Source organism: Ferruginivarius sediminum (genome assembly GCF_003344765.1).
GTDB lineage: Bacteria > Pseudomonadota > Alphaproteobacteria > Kiloniellales > Rhodovibrionaceae > Ferruginivarius > Ferruginivarius sediminum.
This window is the reverse complement of the sequence record NZ_QPMH01000004.1, coordinates 233,394-258,126: the sequence shown is the minus strand read 5'-3', so window position 1 is coordinate 258,126 and position 24,733 is coordinate 233,394. Positions and strand designations below refer to the sequence as shown.

23 protein-coding genes are annotated in these 24,733 nt (G+C 65.1%); 14 read left to right on the top strand and 9 right to left on the bottom strand.

Annotated elements, in window-relative coordinates:
- Positions 1 to 18: 18 nt before the first annotated feature.
- From DRB17_RS06715 to DRB17_RS06665, 12 genes are all read left to right on the top strand, one after another.
- A complete protein-coding gene (locus tag DRB17_RS06715; RefSeq protein ID WP_114581420.1) occupies positions 19 to 2,451 on the top strand; it encodes a penicillin-binding protein 1A in 2,433 nt (810 codons plus the stop codon).
- A gap of 79 nt (positions 2,452 to 2,530) precedes the next feature.
- A protein-coding gene (prfB, locus tag DRB17_RS06710; RefSeq protein WP_114581419.1) for a peptide chain release factor 2 occupies positions 2,531 to 3,674 on the top strand; the annotation gives its coding sequence in 2 pieces (ribosomal slippage) (positions 2,531 to 2,599 and positions 2,601 to 3,674; 1,143 coding nt in all).
- A gap of 57 nt (positions 3,675 to 3,731) precedes the next feature.
- Entirely contained in the window at positions 3,732 to 3,932 is a 201-nt protein-coding gene (locus tag DRB17_RS06705; RefSeq protein WP_114581418.1) for a DUF2905 domain-containing protein, read from the top strand.
- Positions 3,933 to 3,942: 10 nt separating this feature from the next.
- A complete protein-coding gene (locus DRB17_RS06700) occupies positions 3,943 to 4,863 on the top strand; it encodes a complex I NDUFA9 subunit family protein (RefSeq protein WP_114581417.1) in 921 nt (306 codons plus the stop codon).
- A gap of 22 nt (positions 4,864 to 4,885) precedes the next feature.
- Positions 4,886 to 5,506, top strand: a complete 621-nt coding sequence (locus DRB17_RS06695; protein WP_114581416.1) for a glutathione S-transferase family protein — start codon at positions 4,886 to 4,888, stop codon at positions 5,504 to 5,506.
- 152 nt (positions 5,507 to 5,658) lie between these two features.
- Positions 5,659 to 6,126: a RidA family protein gene (locus DRB17_RS06690; protein ID WP_114581415.1), complete on the top strand. Its 468-nt coding sequence runs from the start codon at positions 5,659 to 5,661 to the stop codon at positions 6,124 to 6,126.
- Positions 6,127 to 6,280: 154 nt separating this feature from the next.
- On the top strand, positions 6,281 to 7,687 hold the full coding sequence (locus tag DRB17_RS06685; RefSeq protein WP_114581414.1) for a glutamine synthetase family protein: 1,407 nt from the start codon (positions 6,281 to 6,283) through the stop codon (positions 7,685 to 7,687).
- 100 nt (positions 7,688 to 7,787) lie between these two features.
- Positions 7,788 to 8,444, top strand: a complete 657-nt coding sequence (locus DRB17_RS06680; RefSeq protein ID WP_114581413.1) for a dienelactone hydrolase family protein — start codon at positions 7,788 to 7,790, stop codon at positions 8,442 to 8,444.
- Positions 8,445 to 8,520: 76 nt separating this feature from the next.
- Complete coding sequence (locus tag DRB17_RS06675) at positions 8,521 to 9,294, top strand: DUF427 domain-containing protein (RefSeq protein ID WP_114581412.1); 774 nt, start codon at positions 8,521 to 8,523, stop codon at positions 9,292 to 9,294.
- A 272-nt stretch (positions 9,295 to 9,566) separates the two neighbouring features.
- Entirely contained in the window at positions 9,567 to 9,737 is a 171-nt protein-coding gene (locus DRB17_RS20170) for a hypothetical protein (RefSeq protein ID WP_153242362.1), read from the top strand.
- A 57-nt stretch (positions 9,738 to 9,794) separates the two neighbouring features.
- A complete protein-coding gene (locus tag DRB17_RS06670) occupies positions 9,795 to 10,973 on the top strand; it encodes a GNAT family N-acetyltransferase (RefSeq protein WP_114581411.1) in 1,179 nt (392 codons plus the stop codon).
- Between the two features lie 10 nt (positions 10,974 to 10,983).
- Entirely contained in the window at positions 10,984 to 11,409 is a 426-nt protein-coding gene (locus tag DRB17_RS06665) for a GFA family protein (RefSeq protein ID WP_161958726.1), read from the top strand.
- Positions 11,410 to 11,452: 43 nt separating this feature from the next.
- On the opposite strand, the gene DRB17_RS06660 is transcribed toward DRB17_RS06665, so the two are convergent.
- From DRB17_RS06660 to DRB17_RS06645, 4 genes are all read right to left on the bottom strand, one after another.
- Positions 11,453 to 12,583, bottom strand: coding sequence for a CaiB/BaiF CoA transferase family protein (locus tag DRB17_RS06660; RefSeq protein WP_241503759.1), 1,131 nt, complete (start codon positions 12,581 to 12,583; stop codon positions 11,453 to 11,455).
- Positions 12,584 to 12,593: 10 nt separating this feature from the next.
- A complete protein-coding gene (clpA, locus tag DRB17_RS06655) occupies positions 12,594 to 14,987 on the bottom strand; it encodes an ATP-dependent Clp protease ATP-binding subunit ClpA (RefSeq protein WP_114581408.1) in 2,394 nt (797 codons plus the stop codon).
- 7 nt (positions 14,988 to 14,994) lie between these two features.
- Positions 14,995 to 15,333, bottom strand: coding sequence for an ATP-dependent Clp protease adapter ClpS (gene clpS, locus DRB17_RS06650; protein WP_114581407.1), 339 nt, complete (start codon positions 15,331 to 15,333; stop codon positions 14,995 to 14,997).
- A gap of 311 nt (positions 15,334 to 15,644) precedes the next feature.
- Entirely contained in the window at positions 15,645 to 16,181 is a 537-nt protein-coding gene (locus DRB17_RS06645) for a phasin family protein (RefSeq protein ID WP_114581406.1), read from the bottom strand.
- A 317-nt stretch (positions 16,182 to 16,498) separates the two neighbouring features.
- Here DRB17_RS06645 and DRB17_RS06640 point away from each other — a divergent pair, with 317 nt between their 5' ends.
- Entirely contained in the window at positions 16,499 to 17,260 is a 762-nt protein-coding gene (locus tag DRB17_RS06640) for a proteasome-type protease (protein ID WP_114581405.1), read from the top strand.
- A 25-nt stretch (positions 17,261 to 17,285) separates the two neighbouring features.
- Here DRB17_RS06640 and DRB17_RS06635 read toward each other — a convergent pair whose 3' ends face one another.
- Positions 17,286 to 18,011 (bottom strand): hypothetical protein, encoded by a 726-nt coding sequence (locus DRB17_RS06635; protein ID WP_147274829.1) that lies wholly within the window; start codon positions 18,009 to 18,011, stop codon positions 17,286 to 17,288.
- Between the two features lie 172 nt (positions 18,012 to 18,183).
- On the opposite strand from DRB17_RS06635, the gene DRB17_RS06630 reads away from it, so the two are divergent.
- Complete coding sequence (locus DRB17_RS06630) at positions 18,184 to 19,605, top strand: D-alanyl-D-alanine carboxypeptidase family protein (RefSeq protein ID WP_114581403.1); 1,422 nt, start codon at positions 18,184 to 18,186, stop codon at positions 19,603 to 19,605.
- A gap of 81 nt (positions 19,606 to 19,686) precedes the next feature.
- Here DRB17_RS06630 and DRB17_RS06625 read toward each other — a convergent pair whose 3' ends face one another.
- The 4 genes from DRB17_RS06625 to DRB17_RS06610 all read right to left on the bottom strand — a co-directional run bounded on the left by DRB17_RS06625 (position 19,687) and on the right by DRB17_RS06610 (position 24,731).
- Positions 19,687 to 20,268: a gamma-glutamylcyclotransferase family protein gene (locus tag DRB17_RS06625; RefSeq protein WP_114581402.1), complete on the bottom strand. Its 582-nt coding sequence runs from the start codon at positions 20,266 to 20,268 to the stop codon at positions 19,687 to 19,689.
- Between the two features lie 197 nt (positions 20,269 to 20,465).
- Entirely contained in the window at positions 20,466 to 21,863 is a 1,398-nt protein-coding gene (locus DRB17_RS06620; RefSeq protein WP_114581401.1) for a methyl-accepting chemotaxis protein, read from the bottom strand.
- 112 nt (positions 21,864 to 21,975) lie between these two features.
- Positions 21,976 to 23,370, bottom strand: coding sequence for a phosphoglucomutase/phosphomannomutase PgmG (gene pgmG / locus DRB17_RS06615; protein WP_114581400.1), 1,395 nt, complete (start codon positions 23,368 to 23,370; stop codon positions 21,976 to 21,978).
- Positions 23,367 to 24,731, bottom strand: a complete 1,365-nt coding sequence (locus DRB17_RS06610) for a UDP-glucose dehydrogenase family protein (protein ID WP_114581399.1) — start codon at positions 24,729 to 24,731, stop codon at positions 23,367 to 23,369. Before DRB17_RS06610 ends, pgmG begins: the two co-directional genes overlap by 4 nt.
- Positions 24,732 to 24,733 lie beyond the last annotated feature (2 nt).

Below are 24,733 nucleotides of genomic sequence, written 5' to 3'. Positions count from 1 at the left end.
CGGGACGGACTTGACGACGTGCGCACACTTGCAGGCATCCTGGCGACGCTTTTGCTGCTTGGCCTGATCGGCATCGGCGGCACGCTCTATGTGTTTTATACCTTCGGCCGGGATCTGCCCGACTACACACAGCTTGCCGACTACGAGCCGGCGACGGTGACGCGCGTGCATGCCGGCGACGGACGGCTGCTGGCGGAGTACGCCAAGGAAAAGCGCGTTTTCGTGCCCATGGAGTCGATCCCGCGCCGGGTGGTCAACGCCTTCCTCTCCGCCGAGGACAAGAACTTCTATAGCCATCCCGGCATCGATTTCCCGTCGATCGCGCGCGCGGTCGTCACGAACCTGGCGAACCTGGGCACCGACCGCCGGCCCGTCGGCGCCTCGACGATCACGCAGCAGGTAGCCAAGAACTTCCTGCTGTCGAACGAGGTCTCGATCGCCCGCAAGGTGAAGGAAGCCATCCTTGCCTTTCGGATCGAGCATACCTTCGGCAAGGACCGCATCCTCGAACTCTATCTGAACGAGATCTACCTTGGCGGCGGCTCGTATGGCGTGGCGGCGGCAGCCCTCAATTACTTCAACAAACCCCTGGACGACTTGACCATTGCCGAGGCCGCCTATCTGGCCGCGCTGCCGAAGGCGCCGAACAATTACCACCCCGAACGCAACCGAGACGCCGCGGTTTCCCGGCGGAACTGGGTGGTTTCGCAGATGGTCGAGAACGGCTACATCACGCCCGAGCAGGCCGAACGCGCACGCGGGGAACCGCTGAAGACGCGCGAGCGCGACCCGGCGGAGGTCGCCGAGGCCGCCTATTTCGCCGAGGAAGTGCGCCGTGAGCTGGAAGAGCTCTACGGCGAAAGGCAACTCTACAAGGGCGGTCTTTCTGTGCGCACCACGTTGGATCCGGCGCTGCAGAACCATGCGGAGGAGGCCTTGCGCGACGGCCTGATCGCCTACGACCACAAGCACGGCTGGCGCGGCCCCCACGCGACAATCGATCCGGAGGCGGACTGGCGCGTCGCGTTGAAACAGGTAAAACCGCCCGAAGGCATGCCCGCCGACTGGCACCTCGCCGCCGTGCTGGAAGTTGACGCGAAGTCGGCGTCCATCGCACTCGCTGATGGCCGCCAGGGCCACATCCCGATGGACCACATGAAGTGGGCGCGCCAGCACCTGCCCAAACAGCGCATCGGTCACCGCCCGCAGAAACCGTCCGACGTCGTTGCTCCAGGGGATGTGGTGGTCGTCTCGGATGCCGGCGACGATGCCGAGGTCTTCGCGCTGGAACAGATGCCGGACGTGTCCGGCGCCATTGTCGCGCTCGATCCCCATACCGGGCGCGTGCTCGCGATGCAGGGTGGCTTCTCCTTCGCGCGCAGCCAGTTCAATCGCGCGACGCAGGCGGCGCGCCAGCCGGGCTCGGCCTTCAAGCCCTTCGTCTACCTGACCGCCCTGCAAAACGGCTTTACGCCATCCACGATGATCCTGGACGCCCCCTTCGTCATCGATCAGGGCGAGGGGTTGGGCAAGTGGAAGCCGGCCAACTACAGCCAGAAATACTACGGCCCCACGCCGATGCGCGTGGGCATCGAACGCTCGCGCAACCTGATGACGGTGCGTTTGGCGCAAACCGTGGGCATGGACAAGATCACGGAGACTGCCGAGGCGTTCGGCATCTACGACGATCTGAAACCCCGCCTCGCCATGGCGCTTGGCGCGGGCGAGACCACGCTGCTGCGCCTGGCATCGGCCTACGGCATGCTGGTGAACGGCGGCAAGAAGATCCAGCCGACGCTGATCGACCGGGTACAGAACCGCCACGGGGAGACCGTGTTCAAGCACGACAAGCGCCCGTGCGAGGGCTGCGACGCCGACCTGTGGCTGGGCCAGGAGCCACCGGAGATCCCCGACACGCGTGAGCGGATCGCCGACCCGCAGTCCGCTTACCAGGTCGTCTCCATGATGCACGGCGTCGTGGAGCGCGGGACAGGCCGGCGGATGCGCTCTATCGGCAAGCCGCTGGCGGGCAAAACCGGCACGACGAACGACAGCTTCGACACCTGGTTCATGGGTTTCACCCCCGATCTGGTCGCCGGCGTCTACGTCGGCTTCGACGACCATCGCACGCTGGGCCCGCGCGACTATGGTTCCAACACCGCCGGCCCGATCTTCAAGGCATTCATGGAAAAGGCGCTGCAGGGCAAGCCAGGTATCCCATTCCGCATCCCGCCGGGCATCCGCTTGGTGCGCATGGACCTCGATACCGGCAAGCGCGCGGGTCCGGGATCGGAAACCGTCATCCTGGAGGCGTTCAAGGCTGGCCAGGGCCCCGGCGACGATCAGGTGGTGATCCGCGGCGGCACGCCCGAGGGCGGCGGCAGCGAGGCCGGTTCGGCCGCGACGAGCACGTCGGCGCCGGCCGTCGGCGGCCCGGAAGGCCTGTACTGACCCTTGCCGTCGGCCGGGACGGAGCTTAGAACACGCCCCGGAACACGGATGGATTCGAAGAGCTTAGGGAGGACCGCCAATGCGTGCGGAAACCGAGAGCTTGGCCAGCGACGTGCGTCAGTCGCTGACCTTGCTGAGGAGGCATCTTTGACTGGGATAACGCGCTACGCCGTCTCGACGAACTGAACGCGCGGGCGGAGGATCCCAACCTCTGGAACGACCCCGACAACGCCCAGAAGCTGATGCGCGAGCGCGAGCATCTAGAGCGCCAGATCCAGGCCGTTCGCGAAATCGAGCAGGAGCTGGACGACGCGCTCACGCTGGAGGAATTGGGCGACGCCGAGGGCGACGACGACACCGTGGGCGAGGCTCAGGGCGCGTTGCGCAAGCTGCGCGAGCGCGTCGCCAAGATGGAGCTGCAATCGCTGCTCTCCGGTGAGGCCGACGCCAATGATGCCTATCTGGAGGTAAACGCCGGCGCCGGCGGCACCGAGGCCCAAGACTGGGCGCAGATGCTGCTTCGCATGTACACCCGCTGGGCGGAGGACCAGGGCTACAAGGTCGAGTTGATCGACGAGAGCCAGGGTGAGGAAGCCGGCATCAAGTCCGCCACGGTCAAGGTGGCCGGCCACAACGCCTATGGCTGGTTGAAAGGAGAAAGCGGCGTGCACCGCCTGGTGCGGATATCCCCGTTCGATAGCCAGGCACGCCGCCACACCTCGTTTGCCAGCGTCTGGGTCTATCCGGTGATCGACGATCGGATCGAGGTGGACATCGAGGAAAAGGACCTGCGCATCGACACCTACCGATCGTCCGGCGCGGGCGGCCAGCACGTCAACACCACCGACTCGGCCGTGCGAATCACGCACATGCCCAGCGGCATCGTGGTGCAGTGCCAGACGGAGCGCTCGCAGCACAAAAACCGGGCGCAGGCGATGTCGATGCTGCGCTCGCGCCTTTACGAGCGCGAGATCAAGAGGCGGGAAGAAGAGGCGCAGGCCACCGCCGACCAGAAGACCGACATCGGCTGGGGCCACCAGCTCCGCTCCTACGTGCTGCAGCCCTACCAGATGGTGAAGGACCTGCGCACGGGCGTGGAACGCGGCGATGCGCAACGCGTGCTGGACGGCGATATCACCGGCTTCCTGGAGGCGGCGCTGGCCCACAAGGTCACCGCCGAGGACAAGAGCGAGGGCGGTCACAGCGAGCTTGCGCGCGGTTAGACTACTTTCGGATGAGGTGGCTTTGTCCGCGCAGAAAGTCAGCCCCACATAGGGTCCATGTCGCGTTTTCTGATCACGCTCGGCCTGATCCTGCTGGTGGCGGGACTGCTCTGGCCGCTGGTGCAGAAGCTTGGGCTGGGCCGCCTTCCGGGCGATATCGTCATCGAGCGGGACAACTTCACCGTCTACATCCCGCTTGGCACGTCCATTCTCATCTCGCTCGCCGTGAGTTTGGTCCTGTGGCTGCTGAGCCGTTGACGGGGAGACGATGATTCCGCGGCGCGTGACGATTCTGGGCGGCACCGGCTTCGTCGGCCGAGCACTCGCCGCGCGGCTGACGGCACATGGCGCCGCTGTCCGCGCCGCCTCCCGCCAAGCGCACATGGCCGACCTGCCGGCTGGCGTTGAGCCTTTCACCGCCAACGTGCGCGATACCGAGCAGGTGCGCAGCGCCGTCTCCGGCGCCGAGGCCGTCGTCTACCTGCCCGGTTTGGTGCAAGCGCGTGGGGCGCATGTGTTCCGGGCACTGCACGTCGAGGCGCCGCGGCAGTGCGCCGAGTTATACCGGCGCGCCGGGGGCCGGCACTTTGTCTTCGTTTCCGCCCTTGGGGTGCGCCGCGACGCGCCGGCAATGGCCGACCGCACCAAGGCCGAGGGTGAGGCCGCCGTTCGCGAGGTCCTTCCAGAGGCGGTGGTCGTCCGGCCAAGCCTGGTATTCGGCGTGGGCGATCATTTCGTCACGGCCACGGCACGGATGCTGCGCACTCTTCCCGTGTACCCGCTCATCGGCGGCGGACGTACGCGGGTGCAGCCGGTGCATGTCGACGATCTGGCGCATGCATTGGCAGCCTTGATCGAGCACTCGGGCGCCGGCGGACAAATCTACGAGATCGGGGGCCCGCAGATCTTCACGCTGCGCGCCATGGTGGAGATGATCCGGGCTGCGGCGGAAACGCGCTGCTGGCTGCCTGCCCTGCCCTATCCGGCCTCGATGCTACTGGCGGCGGCGCTGGAATTGCTCCCGAACCCGCCGCTGATCCGCGATCAGGTGCGGCTGCTCAAGACCGACAAGATTGTCGGCGGGGAGCATTCGACGCTTCGCGACCTTGGCATTTCGCCACACAGGCTGGAAGATGCATTGCCGGAGATCGTGGCGGCGGCGCTGCGCCGGACGGCGAAGACGGGATAGCGTTCAGGGGGAAGGAAGTTTCATGCTTCAGGTCTATGGCCGGGAGAACTCGGTCAACGTCCAGAAGGTCATGTGGACGGTGGGCGAGCTGGGGCTGGCGCACCATCGCCACGACGTCGGACGCGGGTTCGGAGGAAACGACCAGCCTTGGTTCCTGGCGCTAAACCCGAACGGGACAGTGCCGACGATCGACGACGAAGGAACCGTTGTCTGGGAATCCAACGCCATCGTCCGCTACCTTGCGGCGCGATATGCTGCCGGCACTTTGTGGCCGCAGGATCCGGCCGCGCGGGCGGCGGCGGACATCTGGATGGACTGGCAGCAAACAGCCGTGAATCCCGCAATCCATCCGGTATTCTGGAATCTCATCCGCACGCCCGAGGCGCAGCGCGACATGGCCGTCGTCGAGGCCGGGCGGGAAAAGCTGGACCGGCTCTTCGGCATCTTGGACCGGCACTTGGCGGACCGTCGCTATATCGCGGGCGACAGCTTCACGATGGGCGACATTCCGCTGGGCGCCATGACCTACCGCTGGCTCCACCTGCCCATGGAGCGTGAGGAGGCGCCGAACGTCTCGGCGTGGCACGACCGCCTGGCGGAACGGTCGGCTTTCCGCGAGCATGTGATGCTGCCCCTGACGTGAAGGCCGCCAGGGGGTAGTACTGGCGCTCTTGCTCGCCCTGCCGTCGCGGCTGGGCGATTGCGTCCGGCGAGCGTGCCGCTATGCTCCGCACGGGCCGATATCAGACGACAACACCAAGACCAGACATTGTATCTTACACGGAGGAACCGAACATGGCCGGTCAGATCGAGGCGCGCCTCAAGGAAAAGGGCATCGAGCTTCCCGCCGTCTCCAAGCCGCAGGGCAGTTACGTCCCCTACATCATCTCGGGGAACCTGGTGTTCCTGTCCGGCCAGCTTCCCATGGCCGACGGCGAGATCAAGGTGAAGGGCAAGCTGGGCCAGGACGTCAGCCTCGAAGAGGGGCAGAAGGCGGCGCGGCTGTGCGGGCTCAACCTGATCGCTCAAGTGCGCGAGGCCTGCGGCGGCGACCTGGATCGGGTGAAGCGCGTCGTGAAGCTCGGCGGTTTCGTCAACGCGACCCCGGACTACACCGACCAGCCGAAGGTCGTGAACGGCTGCTCCGACCTTATGGCCGAGGTATTCGGCGACCGCGGCCAGCATGCGCGCGCGGCCGTGGGCGTGGGCTCGCTGCCGCTGAACGTCGCGGTAGAGATCGAGGGCATCTTCGAAATCGAGTGACGCTTGGCACCGGGACGGTAAGCCGCCTTCCGCCACCTGCCTCTTGATTACCGCCGCTCGACGCGCTCAAGTAACGGGAAGCGGCGGGAACACGGAGGACGGGGTCGCCCGGAGGCGGCAGCCGTCCCATGCCGCCACGCGAATACGAGGGCTCATGCCGGACAGCCATTCCACTTCCGACGACGATTATCCGAGCGACAGCCGCCTGCCCGAAGTCGCCGCGTTCCTGAGCGATAATCCCGAAGTTCGCGCCGTCGACGCGATCTTCGCCGATCTGAGCGGCGTCGTCCGCGGCAAGCGCTACCCCATCGACGACATCGACAAGATCTTCGAGGAAGGGCTGGCGTTTCCCGGATCGGCCTTCCTGCTCGACGCCAAGGGAGAAAGCCACGATCCGGCCGGACGCGGCTTCTCCGACGGCGATCCCGACGTTCTGGCCCGCGCCATTCCCGGCACGCTCAAGCGGGTTCCCTGGGCGCCGAAGCCGCTGGCCCAGGTGCTGCTGAACTTCCACACGGCCGACGGCGACCTCTACACCTTCGACCCGCGCAACGTCCTGGCCCGTGTGGCCGAGCGCTTCGGCGAGTTGGGCTTGCGGCCGGTCGTGGCGTTCGAGCTGGAGTTCTACCTGATCGACGCGCAGCGGGTGCAGGGCTACATCCCGCAGCCGCCGGTCTCACCCCTGACGGGGCAGCGCGACGACGCCACGCAGGTCTACGGCATGGCGGACGTCGACGCCTTCGACGAGTTCCTCGAAGAGGTGACGCGCGCCTGCGCCATGCAGGACGTCCCGACGGGGGCGATCTCCGCCGAATACGCGCCAGGCCAGTTTGAGATCAACCTCGGCCATGTCGCCGATCCGTTGATGGCCGCCGACCATTGCGTGCTGTTCCAGCGGGCGGTGAAAGGCGTGGCCCGCCGTCACGGCATGCAGGCCACCTTCATGGCGAAGCCCTACCCGGATCTTGCCGGCTCGGGTATGCACATGCATGTCAGCGCCCTGGACGAGAACGGCGATAATGCCTTCGACGGCGGCAAGACGGATCCGGCCAGTCCGCTGTTGAAGCATGCCATCGCCGGCATTCTGGACACCATGCCCGAGGCGATGGCGTTCCTGGCCCCCAACCCCAATTCCTACCGCCGCTTCGTCCCCAATATCTTCGTGCCAATCCGCCGCACCTGGGGATTCGAGAACAGGTCGGCGGCGATGCGCATCCCGCTTGGCAAGGGCAGCGCGCGGCGGATCGAGCATCGCGTCGCGGGCGCGGACGCCAACCCCTACCTGGCCCTGGCGACGATGCTGGCAGGCATGCACCACGGCATGGCGAATAAGTTGGACCCTGGAAAGTCCTTCAAGGGCAATGCGGGCTACGCCTTCGACGAGGATCTGCCTTGGCGGCCGCGCCGGGCCTTCGAGGTGCTGGGCGACGCCGACACACTGCGCGATTACCTCGGCGCCGGCTATGTCGATGCCTATGCTGCCTGCAAGCTGGCGGAAATGGACAAATACGAAGCCGAGTTTCCGCCGCAGGAGTATCGCTGGTATCTGCAGGCCGATTGACCGTCGACACTCCACCGCATTTCACTTCGATGCCGTCGCCATGATGCGACTCTGATCTCGCTCATTGCGGTGCATGCTTGGCGTCTGGTGATCTGCCGGCATGACTGAAACGCCTGCCCCCATCGAGCAACGCGAAGTCGTGCTGCCGCCCGTCGAGTTGCCGGGCATCCTGAGCGTACCCGCCGGCGCGCAGGGCCTGGTCGTGTTCGCACACGGCAGCGGCAGCAGCAGATTGAGCCCGCGCAACACCTACGTAGCCGAGGTTTTGCAGCGTGCCGGACTGGCCACGCTTCTCTTCGACCTGCTTACCGAGACCGAAGGGCTGGATCGGCACAATGTCTTCGATATCCCGCTCTTGGGCGAGCGGCTGGAATCGGCGGCGGGTTGGATCACGCGCCAGCCGGACATCGGCAGCCTTTCCCTTGGCCTTTTCGGGGCCAGCACCGGCGCTGCCGCGGCGCTGGTGGCCGCGGCGCGGCTGGGTACGGCCGTTGGCGCCGTGGTATCCCGGGGTGGCCGGCCCGATCTGGCCGCGGGCCACCTGGAGGATGTAAGAGCGCCCACGCTGCTGATCGTCGGCGGGCGCGACGAGGCGGTCCTGCAACTCAACAGGAATGCTCTGGCGCGGCTGACCTGCGCCAAGGAATTGCGAATCGTCGAGGGCGCGACGCACCTGTTCGAAGAACCGGATACATTGGGTGAGGTTTGCCGCCATGCGCGCGATTGGTTTGTCGAACACCTGAAACCATCGGAATGACCCGGACGGCCTTGCGAAAGGCGTCGGACGCGGCTAACTGCGAAGGTGAATGGAAATATCGGAGTCGAAAAGTGTTATGACTCAAATGATCAGGGAAAGATCGAATCTTTGGCCAGGAAGGCCGGACTACCGCATCGACTTCGTTCCAAGCGAGCGGCGTGTCCGCGCTACCCTGGCCGGGGAAACGGTGTTCGACACCACGCAGGCACGGCTGATGGTGGAAACCGGCTATACCCCCGTCTACTACATACCGCGCGCAAACGTGTGCACGAACCTGCTCCAGTCCAGTGCACGCACGACCTTCTGTCCGTTCAAGGGCGAGGCCCGTTACTGGCATCTGATCGCCGGCGACCGCCGGGTCGAGAATGCCGTCTGGTCCTATGAGGCGCCATTTCCGGAGATCGGCGAGATCAGGGATTGGATGGCTTTCTACTGGAACGCCCTGGACCACTGGTACGAGGAGGACGAGGAAGTCTTCATCCATCCGCGTGATCCCTACGTCCGCATCGACATCCTGCCGTCAAGCCGACAGGTACGTGTGCTGGCCGGGGCCGAGACCGTCGCCGAGACACGGCGGGCATGCTTTCTGTTCGAGACCGGCCACCCGCCGCGCTTTTACATTCCCGCGGAAGATATCCGCACGAATCTGCTGCAGCCCAGCAACACGCGCACCGGCTGTCCGTACAAGGGCTTCGCCCGGTACTGGTCGCTGCACATGGGCGATCAGGTCTGGCCAGACGTTGTCTGGAGCTATCCGAATCCGTTCGACGAAGCAGGACGGATCAAGGATCTGCTTTGCTTCTACGAAGAGCAAGTGGATCGTATCGAGATCGACGGCGAAGCGCGGTAAGCGTTCGCAAGCAAAGGCAGAAGATCGCACCGAAACTCATGGCTTCAGCGCGATTTGGCGCAAGCTTCGCCAGTTACTGGCGTGCTTCGTAACTCAATATCAACTTCTAACATCCATCCTGCTCCTACCTATATAGAACGAGCAATTATAAGTGGAAATATACCTCGCTTGCCCGCAGGCAAATTAACGTTGTGTTAGTGGGTTCACGCTAAATATGGCGTCACTACGATCCTAGACCACGCGATCTTGTGCACAGGATTGGGGAAAAGGCTGTGAACAGTTCTGCTAAACATCTGTACTCCCAGAGAATCAGCCCCTACCTGCTGCGCCGCCGCCGCAGCCTGGAAGAAGCCGAGGCCGAGAAGGGTCATGGCCAATCCTCCGCCCAGATGGAGTCGGAGGAGGAGCCCGAGCGCGTCGACAACCGCGCCTTCCACGAATAGTCCGCCAAAGCCGCGTGCCGCCTTGTTCCGGCGTTGCCGCCGCGCCACCTTAGGGCCATGCCGGAAAGTGCCGACACCACCATCCTGGAAGTCGTCTCGGATATCGCGCAGATCCCCTCCGAGGGGTGGAATGCCTGCGCGGGTAGCGGTGACCCGTTCGTTCGCCACGCTTTCCTGAAGGCGCTGGAAGCAAGCGGTTCGGCGGTGGCAAAGCGCGGATGGCTGCCGCAGCACTTGGTCCTCCGCGGCGACAATGGCGGGGTGCTTGGCGCCGTGCCGCTGTATCTCAAGGGTCACTCCTACGGCGAATACGTGTTCGACTGGGCCTGGGCGGACGCGTATGAACGGGCCGGTGGCGCGTACTATCCCAAGCTGCAAAGCGCCGTGCCGTTCACGCCGGTCACCGGGCCACGCCTCCTCATCCGTAGCGATCTGCCGCCACGGAAGCAGGCGCACGTCGCCGATACCTTGATTGCCGGCCTGATCCGGGCCGTGCAGGAGCACCACGTTTCTTCCCTGCACGTCACCTTCCCGCGCGAATCCGAATGGAACCGCCTGGGTGAGCATGGCTTCCTGCGGCGTCTGGGCATCCAGTACCACTTCGAGAACCCGGGCTACCGCGACTTCCACGATTTCCTCGACGCGCTGAGTTCGCGCAAGCGGAAACAGATCAGGCGCGAGCGGCGGGAGGTGGTGGAGAGCGGCGTCACGATCCGCCGTCTCACGGGCGCCGACATCCAGCCGGGTCACTGGGAAGCGTTTTACGATTTCTATCTGGCGACCGCCGACAAACGCTGGGGATTTCCCTACCTGACGCCAGAGTTCTTCGAGGAGATCGGCGAAACCATGGCCGAGCGGATCCTGCTGGTCATGGCCGAGGATGCCGCCGGCCGCCCTGTGGCCGGGGCGCTCAACCTGATCGGCTCCGAGGCGCTTTACGGACGCAACTGGGGCTGCCTGGACGATCACCGCTTCCTGCATTTCGAAGCCTGCTACTACCAGGCCATCGAGTACGCCATCGAAGCGGGCCTGAAGCGCGTCGAGGCCGGTGCCCAGGGCGAGCACAAGATCCAGCGCGGCTATCTGCCGGTGCTGACCCACTCGGCCCACTGGATTGCCGATCCGGCGCTGGAGCGCGGCGTAGCCGACTTCCTTGAGCGGGAGAGGCCGGCCGTGCGTGCCCAGCTTGCGGCACTCATGGAACACAGTCCCTATCGAGCGCCCGATTATGGTTGAGGCTGAAGGGATGAGAATACGGACGGGCGGCTGCCAGTGCGGCGACATCCGCTACGAGATCCACGGCGATCCGGTCGAGGCGTATGTCTGCCACTGCCGCGAATGCCAGAAGCAGTCGTCTTCGGCGTTCGGGATTTCGGTGATCGTGAATAGCAGTCAGTTGCGACTGTCGTCCGGCACGCCAAGCGTCTGGACTCGCCCGGCGACCATAGGCGGCTCACTCGATTGCGCGTTCTGCCCGCGATGCGGTTCGCGCCTCTGGCATGGCAACCCGGAACGTGACGACATCGTCAGCGTGAAGGGCGGATCACTCGACACGCCGCCCGACCTGTCGGCCGCCAAGCATATATGGACATCCCGCAAGCTGGCCGGCGTCCTTATCCCGGAACACACCGAAACTCACGCGGAAGAACCGCCAAGCTCCAAGGCGGACTGACGACAGGGTACGCCCGCTGCGATCCCAACAGGCGGGACGCGCTCTAGTGCGACCAAATCCCGGGAAGTTGATCCGCTTCGAGCTCACACACCGGCTTCCGCCCGCTTGGCGACGATCCATCGACGAATACGGGTGACAGGACTTCGACCAGATCGCCTTGCGGACGCACCAGCCCGCGACTCTGAATGTGCGGGTGCTCGGCCACCTCATCGAACGCCAGGACCGGCTGGAAGCAGCAATCCACACCTTCCAGCACCGAGATCCAGTGCGCGAGTCCGGCGGAGGCGAGAAGCGCCTCCACATCGCTTATCAATGCCGCTTGCGGGAACGGCTCGTCCTGTCGCACTACCCACTCCGGGCGTCCCACCGACTCGCAGAACGCCCGCCAGAAGACCGGCTCCAGCGCGCCGAGGGCGGCAAAGCGGCCGTCGGCGCAGCGGTAGACCCGATAGGAGGCCGCGCCGCCGTTCAGGATTTCCTCCTCGCGTCGGGGCGGGCGCGCTTGCCTCGCTTGGGTCAGGCTGCCGGCCTGCCATGCGAGCACGGTTTCCATCATGCTGACGTCGAGGAACGCGCCCTGACCCATCCGCTCCCGCCGAAACAGGGCACTGACTGTGGCGAAGGCCGCCTGGATCGCGGCGGCGTAGTCGGCCACCGGCGGAAAGGCCATTACCGGCCGCTCCCCCGGCCCCGAGGCCGCCAGCCCGCCGCCCAGCGCCATGTAGGTCACGTCGTGCCCGGCGGCGCCGGCCATCGGTCCGCTCTGGCCATAGCCGGAAAGCGCACAATGCACCAGCTTCGAGTTGAGGGCCATCAGCGCCGCATGCCCGAAGCCCAGCCGCTCCAGCACGCCCGGGCGATACGATTCCAACAGCACGTCCGCCCGCGCGATGAGATCGCACAGCGCCGCCCGCCCCTCCTCCTGCTTGAGGTCCAGGCGTACCACCGACTTGCCGGCGTTGACGAGGCGGTAGAATGCCGACAGTCCATCATCCCCGAGCGGGGGAAACCGCCGCATCGGGTCGCCGGCCGGCGGCTCGACCTTGATCACCTCGGCACCTAGGTCGGCCAGAAGCTGCGTGGCGTAGGGACCCGGCAGATATTGCGAGAGGTCCAGAACGCGAACGCCGGCGAGGAGGCTATCCTCCCCGCCGGCGCGCTTGTCCCGCGACACTGTGCGCCTTCTACTGCACCAGTTCCGGCGTCTGGCTCTCCTCGCTCTCGGCGGAACCGCCGCCGGAGCCGGAGTCGCCATCCTTGCCGGACTTGCGACGGCCGCCGCCACCACCGCCGCCCGAGCCGCGGCCCTTGCCGGAGCCCTGCTCGTCAAAGGCGAAGGTCGGCTTGTCCGTCTCGGGGTCGATGGAAACCCGCACGACGCCGCCCTTGGTCAGCTTGCCGAACAGCAGTTCCTCGGCCAGCGGCTTCTTGATGTGCTCCTGAATGACGCGGGCTAGCGGCCGGGCGCCGTAGAGCATGTCGTAGCCGTTGTCGGCCAGCCACTTGCGAGCGTCGTCGCCCAACTCGATCGTCACGTTGCGGTCGGCAAGCTGGGCTTCCAGCTCCATGATGAACTTGTCGACGACGCGGCTGATGATCTCCTCGGTCAGGTTGCCGAAGGGGATTACCGCATCCAGGCGATTGCGGAATTCCGGCGTGAACATGCGGTTGATCGCATCCTCGTCATCGCCCGAGCGCGCCTCTCGAACGAAGCCCATCGCGGGCTTGGCCATGTCGGCGGCGCCGGCATTCGTGGTCATGATCACGACCACGTTGCGGAAGTCCACCGTCTTGCCGTTGTGGTCCGTCATCTTGCCGTAGTCCATGACCTGCAGCAGGACGTTGAACAGATCGGGATGCGCCTTCTCGATCTCGTCCAGCAGCAGAACGCAGTGCGGGTGCTGATCGATCGCATCGGTCAACAGACCGCCCTGGTCAAAGCCGACATAGCCTGGCGGCGCGCCGATCAGGCGGCTGACGGAATGCCGCTCCATGTACTCCGACATGTCGAAGCGGGTCAGCGGGATACCCAGCGACCGGGCAAGCTGTCGCGCCACCTCCGTCTTGCCCACACCGGTGGGGCCGGAGAACAGGTAGCTGCCGATCGGCTTCTCGGGGTCGCGCAGGCCGGCGCGGGAGAGCTTGATCGCCGCCGACAGCGCCTCGATGGCCTTGTCCTGCCCGAAGACCATGGTCTTGAGGTCGCGTTCCAGCGTCTGCAGCGCCTCCTTGTCGTCCTTGGACACCGACTTGGGCGGAATGCGGGCGATCTTGGCGACGATGGCCTCCACCTCCTTCACCCCGATGGTCTTGCGGCGCTTGGAGTCGGGAACCAGCATCTGCGCCGCCCCCACCTCGTCGATCACGTCGATGGCCTTGTCGGGCAGCTTGCGGTCCGAGATGTACTTGGAGGACAGCTCCACCGCGCTGCGAATCGCCTCGTTCGTGTAGCGGACGCGATGGTGCTTCTCGTAGTACGGCTTCAGGCCGCGCAGAATCTTAACCGAATCCTCGACGGTCGGCTCGGCCACGTCGATCTTCTGGAAGCGGCGGACCAGCGCACGGTCCTTCTCGAAGTGCTGGCGGTATTCCTTGTAGGTGGTCGAGCCGATGCAGCGCAGCGTGCCCGACTGCAGGGCCGGCTTCAGTAGGTTCGAGGCGTCCATCGCCCCGCCCGACGTCGCGCCGGCGCCGATCACCGTATGGATCTCGTCGATGAACAGAATCGCGTGGTCCTGCTGCTCAAGCTCGCCGAGGACAGCCTTCACCCGCTCCTCGAAGTCGCCGCGGTAGCGCGTGCCGGCGAGCAGCGCCCCCATGTCGAGGGCGAAGATCTGGGCGTCGGAGAGCACTTCCGGTACCTCGCCCATCACCACCCGACGGGCCAGCCCCTCGGCCAGGGCCGTCTTGCCCACGCCGGGATCGCCCACGTAGAGCGGATTGTTCTTGGTGCGCCGACACAGGACCTGGATGGTCCGCTCGATCTCCGAATCGCGGCCGATAAGCGGATCGATCTTGCCCTCTTCCGCCTTGCGGTTGAGGTCAATGCAGTAGGCGTCCAGCGCCTCGTGACCCTTGCGCACCACTTTCTCGCTCTGAGCGTCGTCGTCCGTGCCGTCGACGTTGCGGGTGTCGCCCCGGCCCTGCACCTTGGCAATGCCGTGGCTGATGTAATTGACCGCGTCGAGCCGCGTCATCTCCTGCTCCTGCAGGAAATAGACGGCGTGGCTCTCGCGCTCGGAGAACATGGCGACCAGCACGTTGGCGCCGGTCACCTCCTCGCGCCCGGAGGATTGCACGTGGATCGCCGCCCGCTGCAGCACGCGCTGGAAGCCGGCGGTCGGCTTGGCATCGCCGACCTGGGCGGTGATCAGGTTCGACAGTTCGTTGTCGAGATAGTCGCCCAGATCGCTGCGCAGCCGGTCCAGGTCCACGCCGCAGGCGCGCAAGACCGCGACAGCATCCGGGTCCTCCAGCAACGCCATCGCCAGGTGTTCGAGCGTTGCGTACTCGTGACGGCGCTCGTTGGCGTAGGCGAGGGCTCGGTGGAGCGTCTGTTCCAGGTTTGCCGAGAGCATGCGCGGCCTATTCCTTCTCTAGCGTACACTGAAGAGGGTGCTGGTGTTTGCGCGCATAGTCTATGACCTGCGTCACCTTGGTTTCGGCCACTTCGTAGGTATAGACCCCGCAAACACCCACGCCACGTTGATGGACGTGAAGCATGATACGGGTCGCCTCCTCCCGAGATTTGCCGAAAAAGCTTTCCAGCACGTGAACGACGAACTCCATCGGCGTGTAGTCGTCATTCAACATCAGCACTTTGTACATCGAGGGCTTCTTCGTCTTCGGTCGGGGTTTCACCACCACGCCCGTGGACGATTTGCCGCCCGGGATGTCCGGCTCCTGATTGCCTCGTTCGCTCATAAGTGCTGCTCGCAACGGCTTTGCTTCGGCCTTTGCGACCGTCGTCAGGGATGCCATCGGGTTGATGATATGGGAAATGCCCGCCCATGGGGAAGCCCCCGAGGCGTCATTCGCCGCCTAATCCAACGAACGGGCATCGACGGCCGCCCGGCGCCGCCGTTTCCAGCCGTCATGGGGAGATGGGGATAGCAAGGGCGTTTCGCCAGCCCCGATGGCGGCATGGACATACGCTGAAAAAACAAGAGACCCGGTCGAATGACCGGGCCTCTCGTCATAATGCGACTGCGGGTCGCGGAAGGCGGGATCGGCCGTTACGCGGCCGGCTTCATCACCTTCTCGGCCGCCGCGTTGGTCTGCGCCTGGATCGGCTGCAGCGCGTCGTTGGTCACCTTGACGGACATCTCGGTCACCTTCGCGCTCTCAGCCAGCAGGCGGTCGAAGTTCTGCCGGGCGAAGTCGGCCTGCAGGTCGAAAAACTCCTGCAGGGTCTTGGCGCCGAACAGCTTCTTCGTGGTCTCGACGTTGGTCTCGATCTGCTTCTGGGTAAAGTCCACCAATTCGCGGCTGAGGGACTCGAAGCCCTTCGTGGCGATGGTTGAGGCCTTCACGACGGCGTCGATGTTCGCCTTGTTCAGCATCGTCGCCTCGCCATAGCCCTTGAACATCGCGCTGGAGCCCTTCTCGATCTGCTCCTTCGCCAGGTTCGCGGCCTGCTCGTACTGCTTCGTGGCGGCATCGTTGCCGACCTTGACGACGTTCTCGAACTGCTCCTTGCCGGCCGTCACGGCGTCCTCGACGGGCTTGAGCACGTCCTGGCTCTGCGTGGTCTTCTTCTGCGCGGTGGTCATGATCTCGTTCTCCTTCGCGTCCCTTCGTTTTCGGGGGTAATCGTTGGGTCGCTATGTTCCCCTGGCGGCACACGGGCCGCCGCGTCTCGCTTCGCGCAAGCTATGTTGCGCTGCATCATGTCCGGTTATATTTGTCCAGCTGTCATGCTGTCAAGAGGTTATTGTGCAGTGCACAATAAATAACACCGGCGAGCCGATAACCCGCTCGTCCCTGCGTGTTGCCGCCTTGCGGCCCTGCTGGCAGACTGCTGTAAAGTGTCGATTCGGCGGTGAGGGGCATCTCGGCCGGCACGGGCAGGAACGGGACTACGCAACCTATGACATACTGCCTCGCGATCTGCGTCCGGGAGGGGCTTGTCTGCCTCGCCGATGGCCGCATCACCAGCGGCAGCCAGGTTTCCGTTGCGCGCAAGGCGACGCTGCACGGCCCCGCCGGCGCGGACGTGCTGATCATGACCTCGGGGCTCCGCTCTCTCAGGGACAAGACGGTCGCCTATCTCGACCGTGCGATGCGGCGCGAGCATGTGACCGGATTCACCTGCCTTCTCGACGCGGTCGACGCCTACGCCGCCTGCCTGCGCCGCACGGCGGAAGAGGACCGCGCGGCGCTGGAGTCCTCGCGGCTGAACTTCAACCTGAATACCATCATCGCCGGACAGCTTGCCGAGGATCCGGCGCCGACCGCCTTCCTGGTCTATCCGGAAGGCAACTGGATCGAGGTGAACGAGCGCACGCCCTATCTGTCCATCGGCGCAACCGGCTATGGCAAACCGATACTGGATCGCACGCTTACCTTCGACACGCCGCTCGCGATGGCGCTGAAAAGCGCCTACCTCTCTTTCGACTCCACCCGGGTGAGTTCCGCCGACGTCGGTTTCCCTGTGGACATCCTGACCTACGGCGCGGGTGAGCGGCACTGGCATTCCGCTCATTTCGTGTATGACGACCTGCGCGAACAACGCGAATGGTGGAACCACGAGTTGACCGAACTGGCCGCGCGGCTTCCCGACGAACCCTGGCGCGATCAACTGCTTCCGGCCGACCCGGCAGCGCCCGTCAGCCTGGTACGCAAGGACTGAAACGGGACTGCGCAAGGCTTTCACGCTAGAACAGTTGCGTCGTACCCTTCAGGCCATTTTCACCCACTTGCAAGTTGAAGCGGATTCGAGACCCCTTCTCGTCATACTGGCTGCGCTGGCTTACCCTCGCCTCCGCCGCCGGGATCGGCTTGGTAAAGGCTACGCCGGTGTCATCATATGCCAGCAGGATGTCCCGGAAGTTCTGCTTCTCCCATCGCTTCGACGGATACAACCAAGCGTTGTAGAACACTTGGCCGTCCTTGCATACCGTCGCTGTCCAGTACCACCCCCAGGAAGGCAAGCGTAGCCCGCTCGGTGCCTTCTCGTAGAGACCGCTGTCGCGCAGCTTGGCTTCAAGCGTCGCCCGAGCGTCGGGGGAGATGCGGGTCTGCGACGTCTTCCAGCGAACGGCAGCCAGCGGATCACTCACGGAAAGCACAGTGACGCTGCCATAGTCGTCCGGCGTGGCCTGCGCGGAAACGAAAGCACCGCCGCTCCCGTCACTGACGATATGATAGCTGCGCAACTGCTTTTCATAGTTGCCGTTATAAACCAGCCGCACTTCCCATTCGCTGGCCGATGTCCCGCAGCGCTTGCGGATGTCGTCCCCGTTGAGGAAACTGAACCAAGTAAGCTTTCGGCTGACCGGATCGTCGACACGCCCCGAATAGGTACAGGCGGAAGCCGTGGCAAGAGACGCGAATGCCAGCAAAACCGCAAATCGCGATACCGATTTCTGCCATCCCCTCATTCGGTTTCCCTCTCCATGACAAACGCCCCAAAGAGCGCATGCACCGGGTGTCAAAGGCAATAGGTTAAATCGACGTTAACCATTAACCCCATAGTATGGACACAGATTCCACAATTACTTAGACTTAACGCGATTCGCAGTGCCGCGCGTTTCTCGGGGGGTTAATCAAGTGATGGTAACAGCGCCGCGCGTTCATGCCGTCTGCCGCTGGTTTAGAGGCGCGTTCGCACGTGCACACGGTATCTCGGCTGCGCTTGCCGTGATCGTTGTGGCGCTCGCGGTGCTTGTCACACTCCCCGGCCAGGCGCAGGCACGCTACGCCTCGATCGTCATCGACACCGAAACCGGCCGGGTCCTCCATGAGGTGAATGCGGACACCCGTAATTACCCGGCGTCGTTGACGAAGATGATGACGCTCTACATGACGTTCGAGGCGCTGGAGGAGGGCCGGCTCAGCCTACACCAGCGCCTGCCCGTCTCACGCCGGGCACAGGGCATGACCCCTTCGAAGCTGGGCCTGCGGGTTGGACAGACCATCACGGTCGAACAGGCGATCCTGTCGCTCGTGACGAAATCTGCGAACGACGTGGCCGTGGTGCTGGCCGAATCGATGGCGGAGAGCGAGTTCAAGTTCGCGCTGAAGATGACGGAGAAGGCGCGGGAGCTTGGCATGAACCGCACGCGGTTCCGCAATGCGTCCGGCCTGCCGAACCGGCGGCAGCTTTCGACCGCGCGCGACATGGCCAAGCTGGCGATGGCGCTGATCTACGACTATCCGCAGTACTACGAATATTTCTCGGTCCGCAGCTTCAAGTACGGCAAGCACCGTTACCGCAACCACAACAACCTGCTTGGCCGCTATGACGGCACCGACGGCGTGAAAACCGGCTACACCCGCGCATCCGGCTTCAACCTTGCGGCATCCGTCGTGCGCAACGGCCGCAGGCTGATCGCCGTGGTGTTCGGCGGCAAGACCGCCCGCTCGCGCGACCGGCATATCATGACGCTTTTGGACCGCGGTTTCCGCAAGGCGCGTACGCTTGAGCCGCTGCCCGTCCTGACCCCGCCGCCGCACAAGCCGGTACAGGCGATTCGCGAGGCGATGGCGCGCACCAGTGGCCAGCCCGCCGCGAAGGCGACGCCCGCCGAACCGGTCGTCGCGCAGGGCGATGCAGCGACTCCCGCGGCCAAGCCGCTCGACAAGCTGATCGCCAGGATCAGCGAACCGGCGCCGGAGGCCCCTGTCCCGCCGGCGACGACGCGGCCGCGCGAGGTCAAGCTGGCGGCGCGCGAGCTGGCGCTGGCGCAAGGCGACTGGGCCGTACAGGTTGGTGCTTACAGGGATTCCGATTCAGCACGGCAGGCAGCCACGCGGGCACTCGAACGCGTTCCGCAGATCCTGGGCAGCAGCCGAATCTCGGTGACGCGTATCCGCGGCGACCGAGGGCCGATCTTCCGCGCCCGTCTGGTCGACCTGGCCCGTTCCCGTGCTCAGCAGGCTTGCCGGCTTCTGGAATCCGTGGGCCAGGACTGCCTGCCGATTCAACCCCGCGGCGGTGTGGAGGTTGCCGCCAACACCGAGCGGCGAGGCTGACGCCATTTCACTCCGGCCCGGGGTGGCACCGATACCGGCGAGCCTCATTCGCCCGCTATCGCACGAAGAAGCGTTTCAGCGCTATTCCGCGGCCGCGCCGAGCCCCTCATCGTCGGCGTGGATGGGGCTACACCCTGTAAGGCCCAGGTGCGGATTCGGCCTGGGCTGGTCGTTGCCCAGTCGGACGGCTGCCCAAAGCCGCCGCCGGGACAGCCACGGCGCGTCGAGCGCTAGGGGACGCCCGCCATCGACATGCAGCAGCCAGTTCTGCATCAGGCGGCGCACGGCCGGCTTGTCGTGACGTTGCCAAGCCTGCAAGTCCCACGGCTCACGGCTGGCATCCTGCCGGGTCAGCGGCATGAAGGCCCAGGGACGCAACCGCTGTCCGGCATGGTCCACGGCGCTGACGCGGGCCGGGACATAGCCAGGGCCTTCGTAGTGCGCGATCCACAGCGCAAGATGGGCGTCCACGCCTTCCACGAAGAGACCGCTTAGCCGCCCACCGGGCTGCGGTATGACGACGGGGTAGTTGCCGAAGCGCGCCCTGCACCGCCGGTGGTTCAGCAGCGTGCCCGGCGTGATTCGCAGCGTCGCGTCCTTCGCGCCCGCCAGGGCGCCACGCAACTCGTCGTCCATCAAGGTTCCGTAAAAGAAGAACAGCATGCCGCTTCCCCATCACGACACCTGACAGCCGGTGGTTGTTCTCCCGACAGCCAAGTGAGGCAACTTGGGCTTGCAGCAATGATATGTAAACCCACGAACGCCGGCTTGGGCACACCCCTTGTCACGCACGATGTCCTGTCCGCGACCCGATCGGATACGGTCGCTGCCGAAATCCCTGGTCAAATGCCTCGCGCCCGTCAGGCCTTGTAGGCGAGGCGCACGCCGCCCCAGTGCCGGCCATTGACGAAGACCGGAGCGGAGACGTCCTTCATCATCACGAAGGTGCCGCCCATGTCGCGGCGATAAGCCTGCAGCAGGAAGGGCTGTGTGTTCTGCCCGGCGGCAAGCCCCACCCTGTCGTCGAAAATGCGGCGGTTACGCGAGTTCGCCGCGTTCCAGACCGGATCGTCGCCTTGCGGCTTGGAGAACTTCAAGTTGTGTGTCGGCAGATAGCCGTTACGGTCCACCGTCGCACAGAACACCACCTTGTCGTCGAACGACAGCAACGGCTCCTGGATGTCCGGTAGCAGGCGATCCGTCAACTCGGTATAGGGCGCCATCTTCTGCACCGGATCGGTCCCCGAGATATCGGTGTAGGTCTGGTCGAACAACTGGCGCTCGGTGATCTCGCCATTGGCGAGCGCGGACTCGAATGCGCCGCCGACCTGCACGGCAACCTCTCGAACCTTCTCGATAAATGGTGTGTCGATCGTTTCGACGTTCCCCTGGGCAGTCAGGCCGATCAGGCGTTGGGCCACGGTCGTCAGGTTGTTGATACGATCGCGCGCCTCGGTCAGCGTGTTGCCAGAGACATCGACACCCGTGTGCAGGCTCTGCACCGTATCGACGAAGCCGTCGCAGCGCGCCTCGATCGTCTCTGCCGCCTCCGCGATCTCGCCCGACCGGCTCTGCATGGCACTCATGGCCTGTCCCACGGTGTCGATGACGCCGCCGATGGCTTGCGTACCCTCGCGCACGGCTTCGGCGCGACGGGTGGAGTCCTGGCCCTGGCTGATCAGGCGCTCGGCCTGATCGGTAAGCTGCTGAAGGGTGGAGTCGATCTCGGCTGTCGCGCGGCTTGTCTGACCTGCAAGCTCCTTCACCTCGCCCGCGACCACGGCGAAGCCCTTGCCCGCCTCGCCGGCGCGCGCGGCCTCGATCGTGGCGTTGAGGGCCAGGAGGTTCGTCTGCTTCGCGATGGCGTCGATGCCGGAAGCCACCTCGGCGACCTTGTTCAGCGCTTCCTGCAGGCCGTTCAACTGCTGCTGGATAACGTTTACCGCCTCCACGAGGTCGTGGATATCCTTCAGCGACTCCTCGACGGTCGAGCGGGAGGTTTCCACCTCCTTCGCGGCACCTTCCGCCTCCTCCCGGCTGGAACGGGCCGCCTCGGCGATGCGGCTGTTGTTCGTCGACACTTCGGTGGCGCTGTTCAGTAGGCCGTGCAGCTCCTGCGCCTGCTCGCGGACGCGGCCGCTGATGTCATCGACGTTCCCGGCGACATCGGCGATCTCGATTCCGAGGCCGCCGGTTTCTTCCGCCAGTTTCTGAAGCAGGTCATCCTCGCGCGCCGCGTTCGCCGCGTGCTCTGCCATAAGCGTGTCCCCGTCCCTTGCGTAGGCCTTTGATTATCGTCAAAGACATTACGAAGACAGGGTTAAACACGCGTAAAGAGATAAATTTTCTACCTCAGCTAAACCTTCGAGTTCAAAGCTCTGCAGGCACCTCGACACCGCTTGCTTCCAGTTGGTCGCGCAGCAACGCCTTAAGGCGTGCGAGCCCCTGTTCGTCCCGCGCCTCGCAGCGCGCCACCAGGACATCCTGCGTGTTCGAGGCCCGCAGCAGCCACCAGCCGTCCTCGGTATTGACCCGCACGCCGTCGATGGCCACGACATCGGCCCCGCTATCGGCAAGTCGCTGTTTCACCTCGTTGACGGCGGCGAACTTGCGTTCCTCGGAACAGGGAAAGCGGATCTCAGGCGTATTCACCACGCGCGGCAGCGAGTCCCGGAACGCCGCCAGGCTCTCGCCACTTCTGCCCAGGATGTCGAGAATCCGCACCGCCGCGTAAAGCGCATCGTCGAAGCCGTACCAGCCATCGGCGAAGAACAGATGCGCACTCATCTCGCCGGCGAAGGGGGCGTCCTCCTCCACCATCTTCGACTTAATAAGCGAATGGCCCGTCTTCCACATCAAGGGCCGGCCGCCCGCCGCGGCGATCTCGTCGAACAGCACCTGACTGGCCTTCACATCCGCGATGATCGTGGACCCGGGCTTGCGCTTCAGGATGTCGCGGGCAATCAGGATCATCAGTTGATCGCCCCACAGGATGCGCCCCTGCCCGTCCACCGCGCCGATGCGGTCGCCATCGCCGTCGAAAGCGAAGCCCAGGTCGCAGCCCTTTTCACGCACCGTCCGCTGCAACTGCTCCAGGTTCTCCGGCACCGTGGGGTCGGGATGATGGGCCGGAAATGTCCCGTCCACGGTTTCGTTCAGCATGTAATGCGTACCGGGCAGGCGGCCGACGACGTCCACCATGGCGTCCCCCACGGCACCGTTGCCGGCGTCCCAGGCAACCGTCAGGCCCTTGTCCGTCGAGAGATCGCGCAGGATTCGGGCGACATAGGCATTCATCAGCGGCGCGTCATGGCCCGCACCCTGCCCTTCGGCGTAGCTGCCATTGGCGGCGATTTCACCCAACCTCTGGATATCGCGGCCGAAGAAGGCGCGCTTGCCCAGCATCATCTTGAAGCCGTTGTAGTTCGGCGGGTTGTGCGAGCCGGTAATCTGGATGCCACCGTCGGTTTCCAGGTGGTAGACGGCGAAGTACAGCATCGGAGTCGGGCCGCGCCCGATCCGTGCCACGTCGATGCTGGCCGCGCGCAGGCCCCGCTCCACCGCCGCTGCCAGGTCCGGCGAGGACAGTCGGCCATCGTAACCCACGGCCACTTTCCGCCCGCCGTTCTCCCGCACGATGGTGCCGAAGGCCCGGCCCAGCGCCTCGGCATCGGCCTCGAACAGGGTTTCGCCGACAATGCCGCGGATGTCGTACTCGCGCAGGATCGTCGGATCGAAGCGGTGCGTGAGGAGGGTTTCGCTCATGTCGCGGCCTTCGCAAGGTGACTGGGAATGACGTCGGCCCCGGCGGCCTCGCCACTGCTGGGCCGCCCGATGCTGTCGTAGTGGAAGCCGGCAGCGGCCATCTCGGCGGGATCGTAGATGTTGCGCAGGTCCGCGACGACCGGGGCCCGCAGCAACTGCTTGGCGCGATCCAGATCCAGGTTCCGGAACTCGTTCCACTCGGTCAGGATGACCAGCGCGTCTGCACCCTCCATCGCCTCATAGGCATTGGTGCAATAGACGACATCGGAAAGCGACTTCCGCGCCTCGTCCATGCCCTCGGGATCGAACGCCCGCACCGTGGCGCCGGCCCGCTGTAGCGCCGGCACGAGCGACAGGCTGGGCGCTTCGCGCATGTCGTCGGTATTCGGCTTGAAGGTCAGGCCCAGAACGGCGACCGTCCGGCCGTCCAGCGAACCGCCGCAATGGGCGATCACCTTCTCCGCCATGCGCGCCTTGCGGGCGTCGTTCACGGCCACCACGGTCTCGACGATGCGCAGCGGCGCGGCCGCTTCCTCGGCGGTGCGGACCAGCGCAAGGGTGTCCTTCGGAAAGCAGGACCCGCCATAGCCGGGACCGGCATGCAGGAACTTCCGACCGATTCGTCCGTCCAGGCCGATACCGCGGGCCACGTCGTGGACGTTCGCGCCAACGCTTTCGCAAAGATCGGCGATCTCGTTGATGAAGGTAATCTTGGTCGCCAGGAAGGCGTTGGCCGCGTACTTGGTCAGTTCCGCCGTCTCCAGCTCGGTGAAGATCACCGGTGTCTCGATCAGGTAGAGCGGCCGGTAAAGCGCATGCATGACCTCGCGGGCGTGGTCGCTGTCCGTGCCGATCACCACGCGGTCCGGGCGCATGAAGTCGTTGATCGCCGACCCCTCGCGCAGGAATTCCGGGTTCGAGGCAACATGAAGCGCCTTCTGCGGTGCCACCTCGCGCGCGATCTCGCCGACCTTGCGGCCGGTGCCGACGGGAACCGTCGACTTGGTGACAATCACCGTTCCGCTGCCCGCCGCCGCCGAGATCTCGCGCGCCGCCTGGTAGACATAGGTGAGATCGGCATGTCCGTCGCCGCGCCTTGTCGGCGTGCCGACCGCGATGAAGACCGCGTCCGCGCCCTTGACGCCCTCGCTCAGGCTCGTCGTGAAGCTGAGCCGCCCCGCCTGCACGTTGCTGGCGATCAGGTTGTCCAGGCCCGGTTCGTAAATCGGCACCTCGCCGGCGCGGAGCCGGTCGATCTTGCCCGCGTCGCGGTCGACACAGACGACCTCGGTCCCGAATTCCGAGAAGCAGGCGCCGGAAACCAGACCGACGTACCCCGTGCCGATCATCGCAATACGCATTC

Bases quoted from the DNA above. Each gene is read 5' to 3' on its own strand.
- DRB17_RS06705 (WP_114581418.1), top strand. From the start codon at position 3,732: ATGTCGCGTTTTCTGATCACGCTCGGCCTGATCCTGCTGGTGGCGGGA.
- DRB17_RS06700 (WP_114581417.1), top strand. From the start codon at position 3,943: ATGATTCCGCGGCGCGTGACGATTCTGGGCGGCACCGGCTTCGTCGGC.
- DRB17_RS06695 (WP_114581416.1), top strand. From the start codon at position 4,886: ATGCTTCAGGTCTATGGCCGGGAGAACTCGGTCAACGTCCAGAAGGTC.
- DRB17_RS06690 (WP_114581415.1), top strand. From the start codon at position 5,659: ATGGCCGGTCAGATCGAGGCGCGCCTCAAGGAAAAGGGCATCGAGCTT.
- DRB17_RS06685 (WP_114581414.1), top strand. From the start codon at position 6,281: ATGCCGGACAGCCATTCCACTTCCGACGACGATTATCCGAGCGACAGC.
- DRB17_RS06680 (WP_114581413.1), top strand. From the start codon at position 7,788: ATGACTGAAACGCCTGCCCCCATCGAGCAACGCGAAGTCGTGCTGCCG.
- DRB17_RS06675 (WP_114581412.1), top strand. From the start codon at position 8,521: ATGACTCAAATGATCAGGGAAAGATCGAATCTTTGGCCAGGAAGGCCG.
- DRB17_RS06670 (WP_114581411.1), top strand. From the start codon at position 9,795: ATGCCGGAAAGTGCCGACACCACCATCCTGGAAGTCGTCTCGGATATC.
- DRB17_RS06665 (WP_161958726.1), top strand. From the start codon at position 10,984: ATGAGAATACGGACGGGCGGCTGCCAGTGCGGCGACATCCGCTACGAG.
- clpA (WP_114581408.1), bottom strand. From the start codon at position 14,987: ATGCTCTCGGCAAACCTGGAACAGACGCTCCACCGAGCCCTCGCCTAC.
- clpS (WP_114581407.1), bottom strand. From the start codon at position 15,333: ATGAGCGAACGAGGCAATCAGGAGCCGGACATCCCGGGCGGCAAATCG.
- DRB17_RS06645 (WP_114581406.1), bottom strand. From the start codon at position 16,181: ATGACCACCGCGCAGAAGAAGACCACGCAGAGCCAGGACGTGCTCAAG.
- DRB17_RS06640 (WP_114581405.1), top strand. From the start codon at position 16,499: ATGACATACTGCCTCGCGATCTGCGTCCGGGAGGGGCTTGTCTGCCTC.
- DRB17_RS06635 (WP_147274829.1), bottom strand. From the start codon at position 18,011: ATGAGGGGATGGCAGAAATCGGTATCGCGATTTGCGGTTTTGCTGGCA.
- DRB17_RS06630 (WP_114581403.1), top strand. From the start codon at position 18,184: ATGGTAACAGCGCCGCGCGTTCATGCCGTCTGCCGCTGGTTTAGAGGC.
- DRB17_RS06625 (WP_114581402.1), bottom strand. From the start codon at position 20,268: ATGCTGTTCTTCTTTTACGGAACCTTGATGGACGACGAGTTGCGTGGC.
- DRB17_RS06620 (WP_114581401.1), bottom strand. From the start codon at position 21,863: ATGGCAGAGCACGCGGCGAACGCGGCGCGCGAGGATGACCTGCTTCAG.
- pgmG (WP_114581400.1), bottom strand. From the start codon at position 23,370: ATGAGCGAAACCCTCCTCACGCACCGCTTCGATCCGACGATCCTGCGC.
- DRB17_RS06610 (WP_114581399.1), bottom strand. From the start codon at position 24,731: ATGCGTATTGCGATGATCGGCACGGGGTACGTCGGTCTGGTTTCCGGC.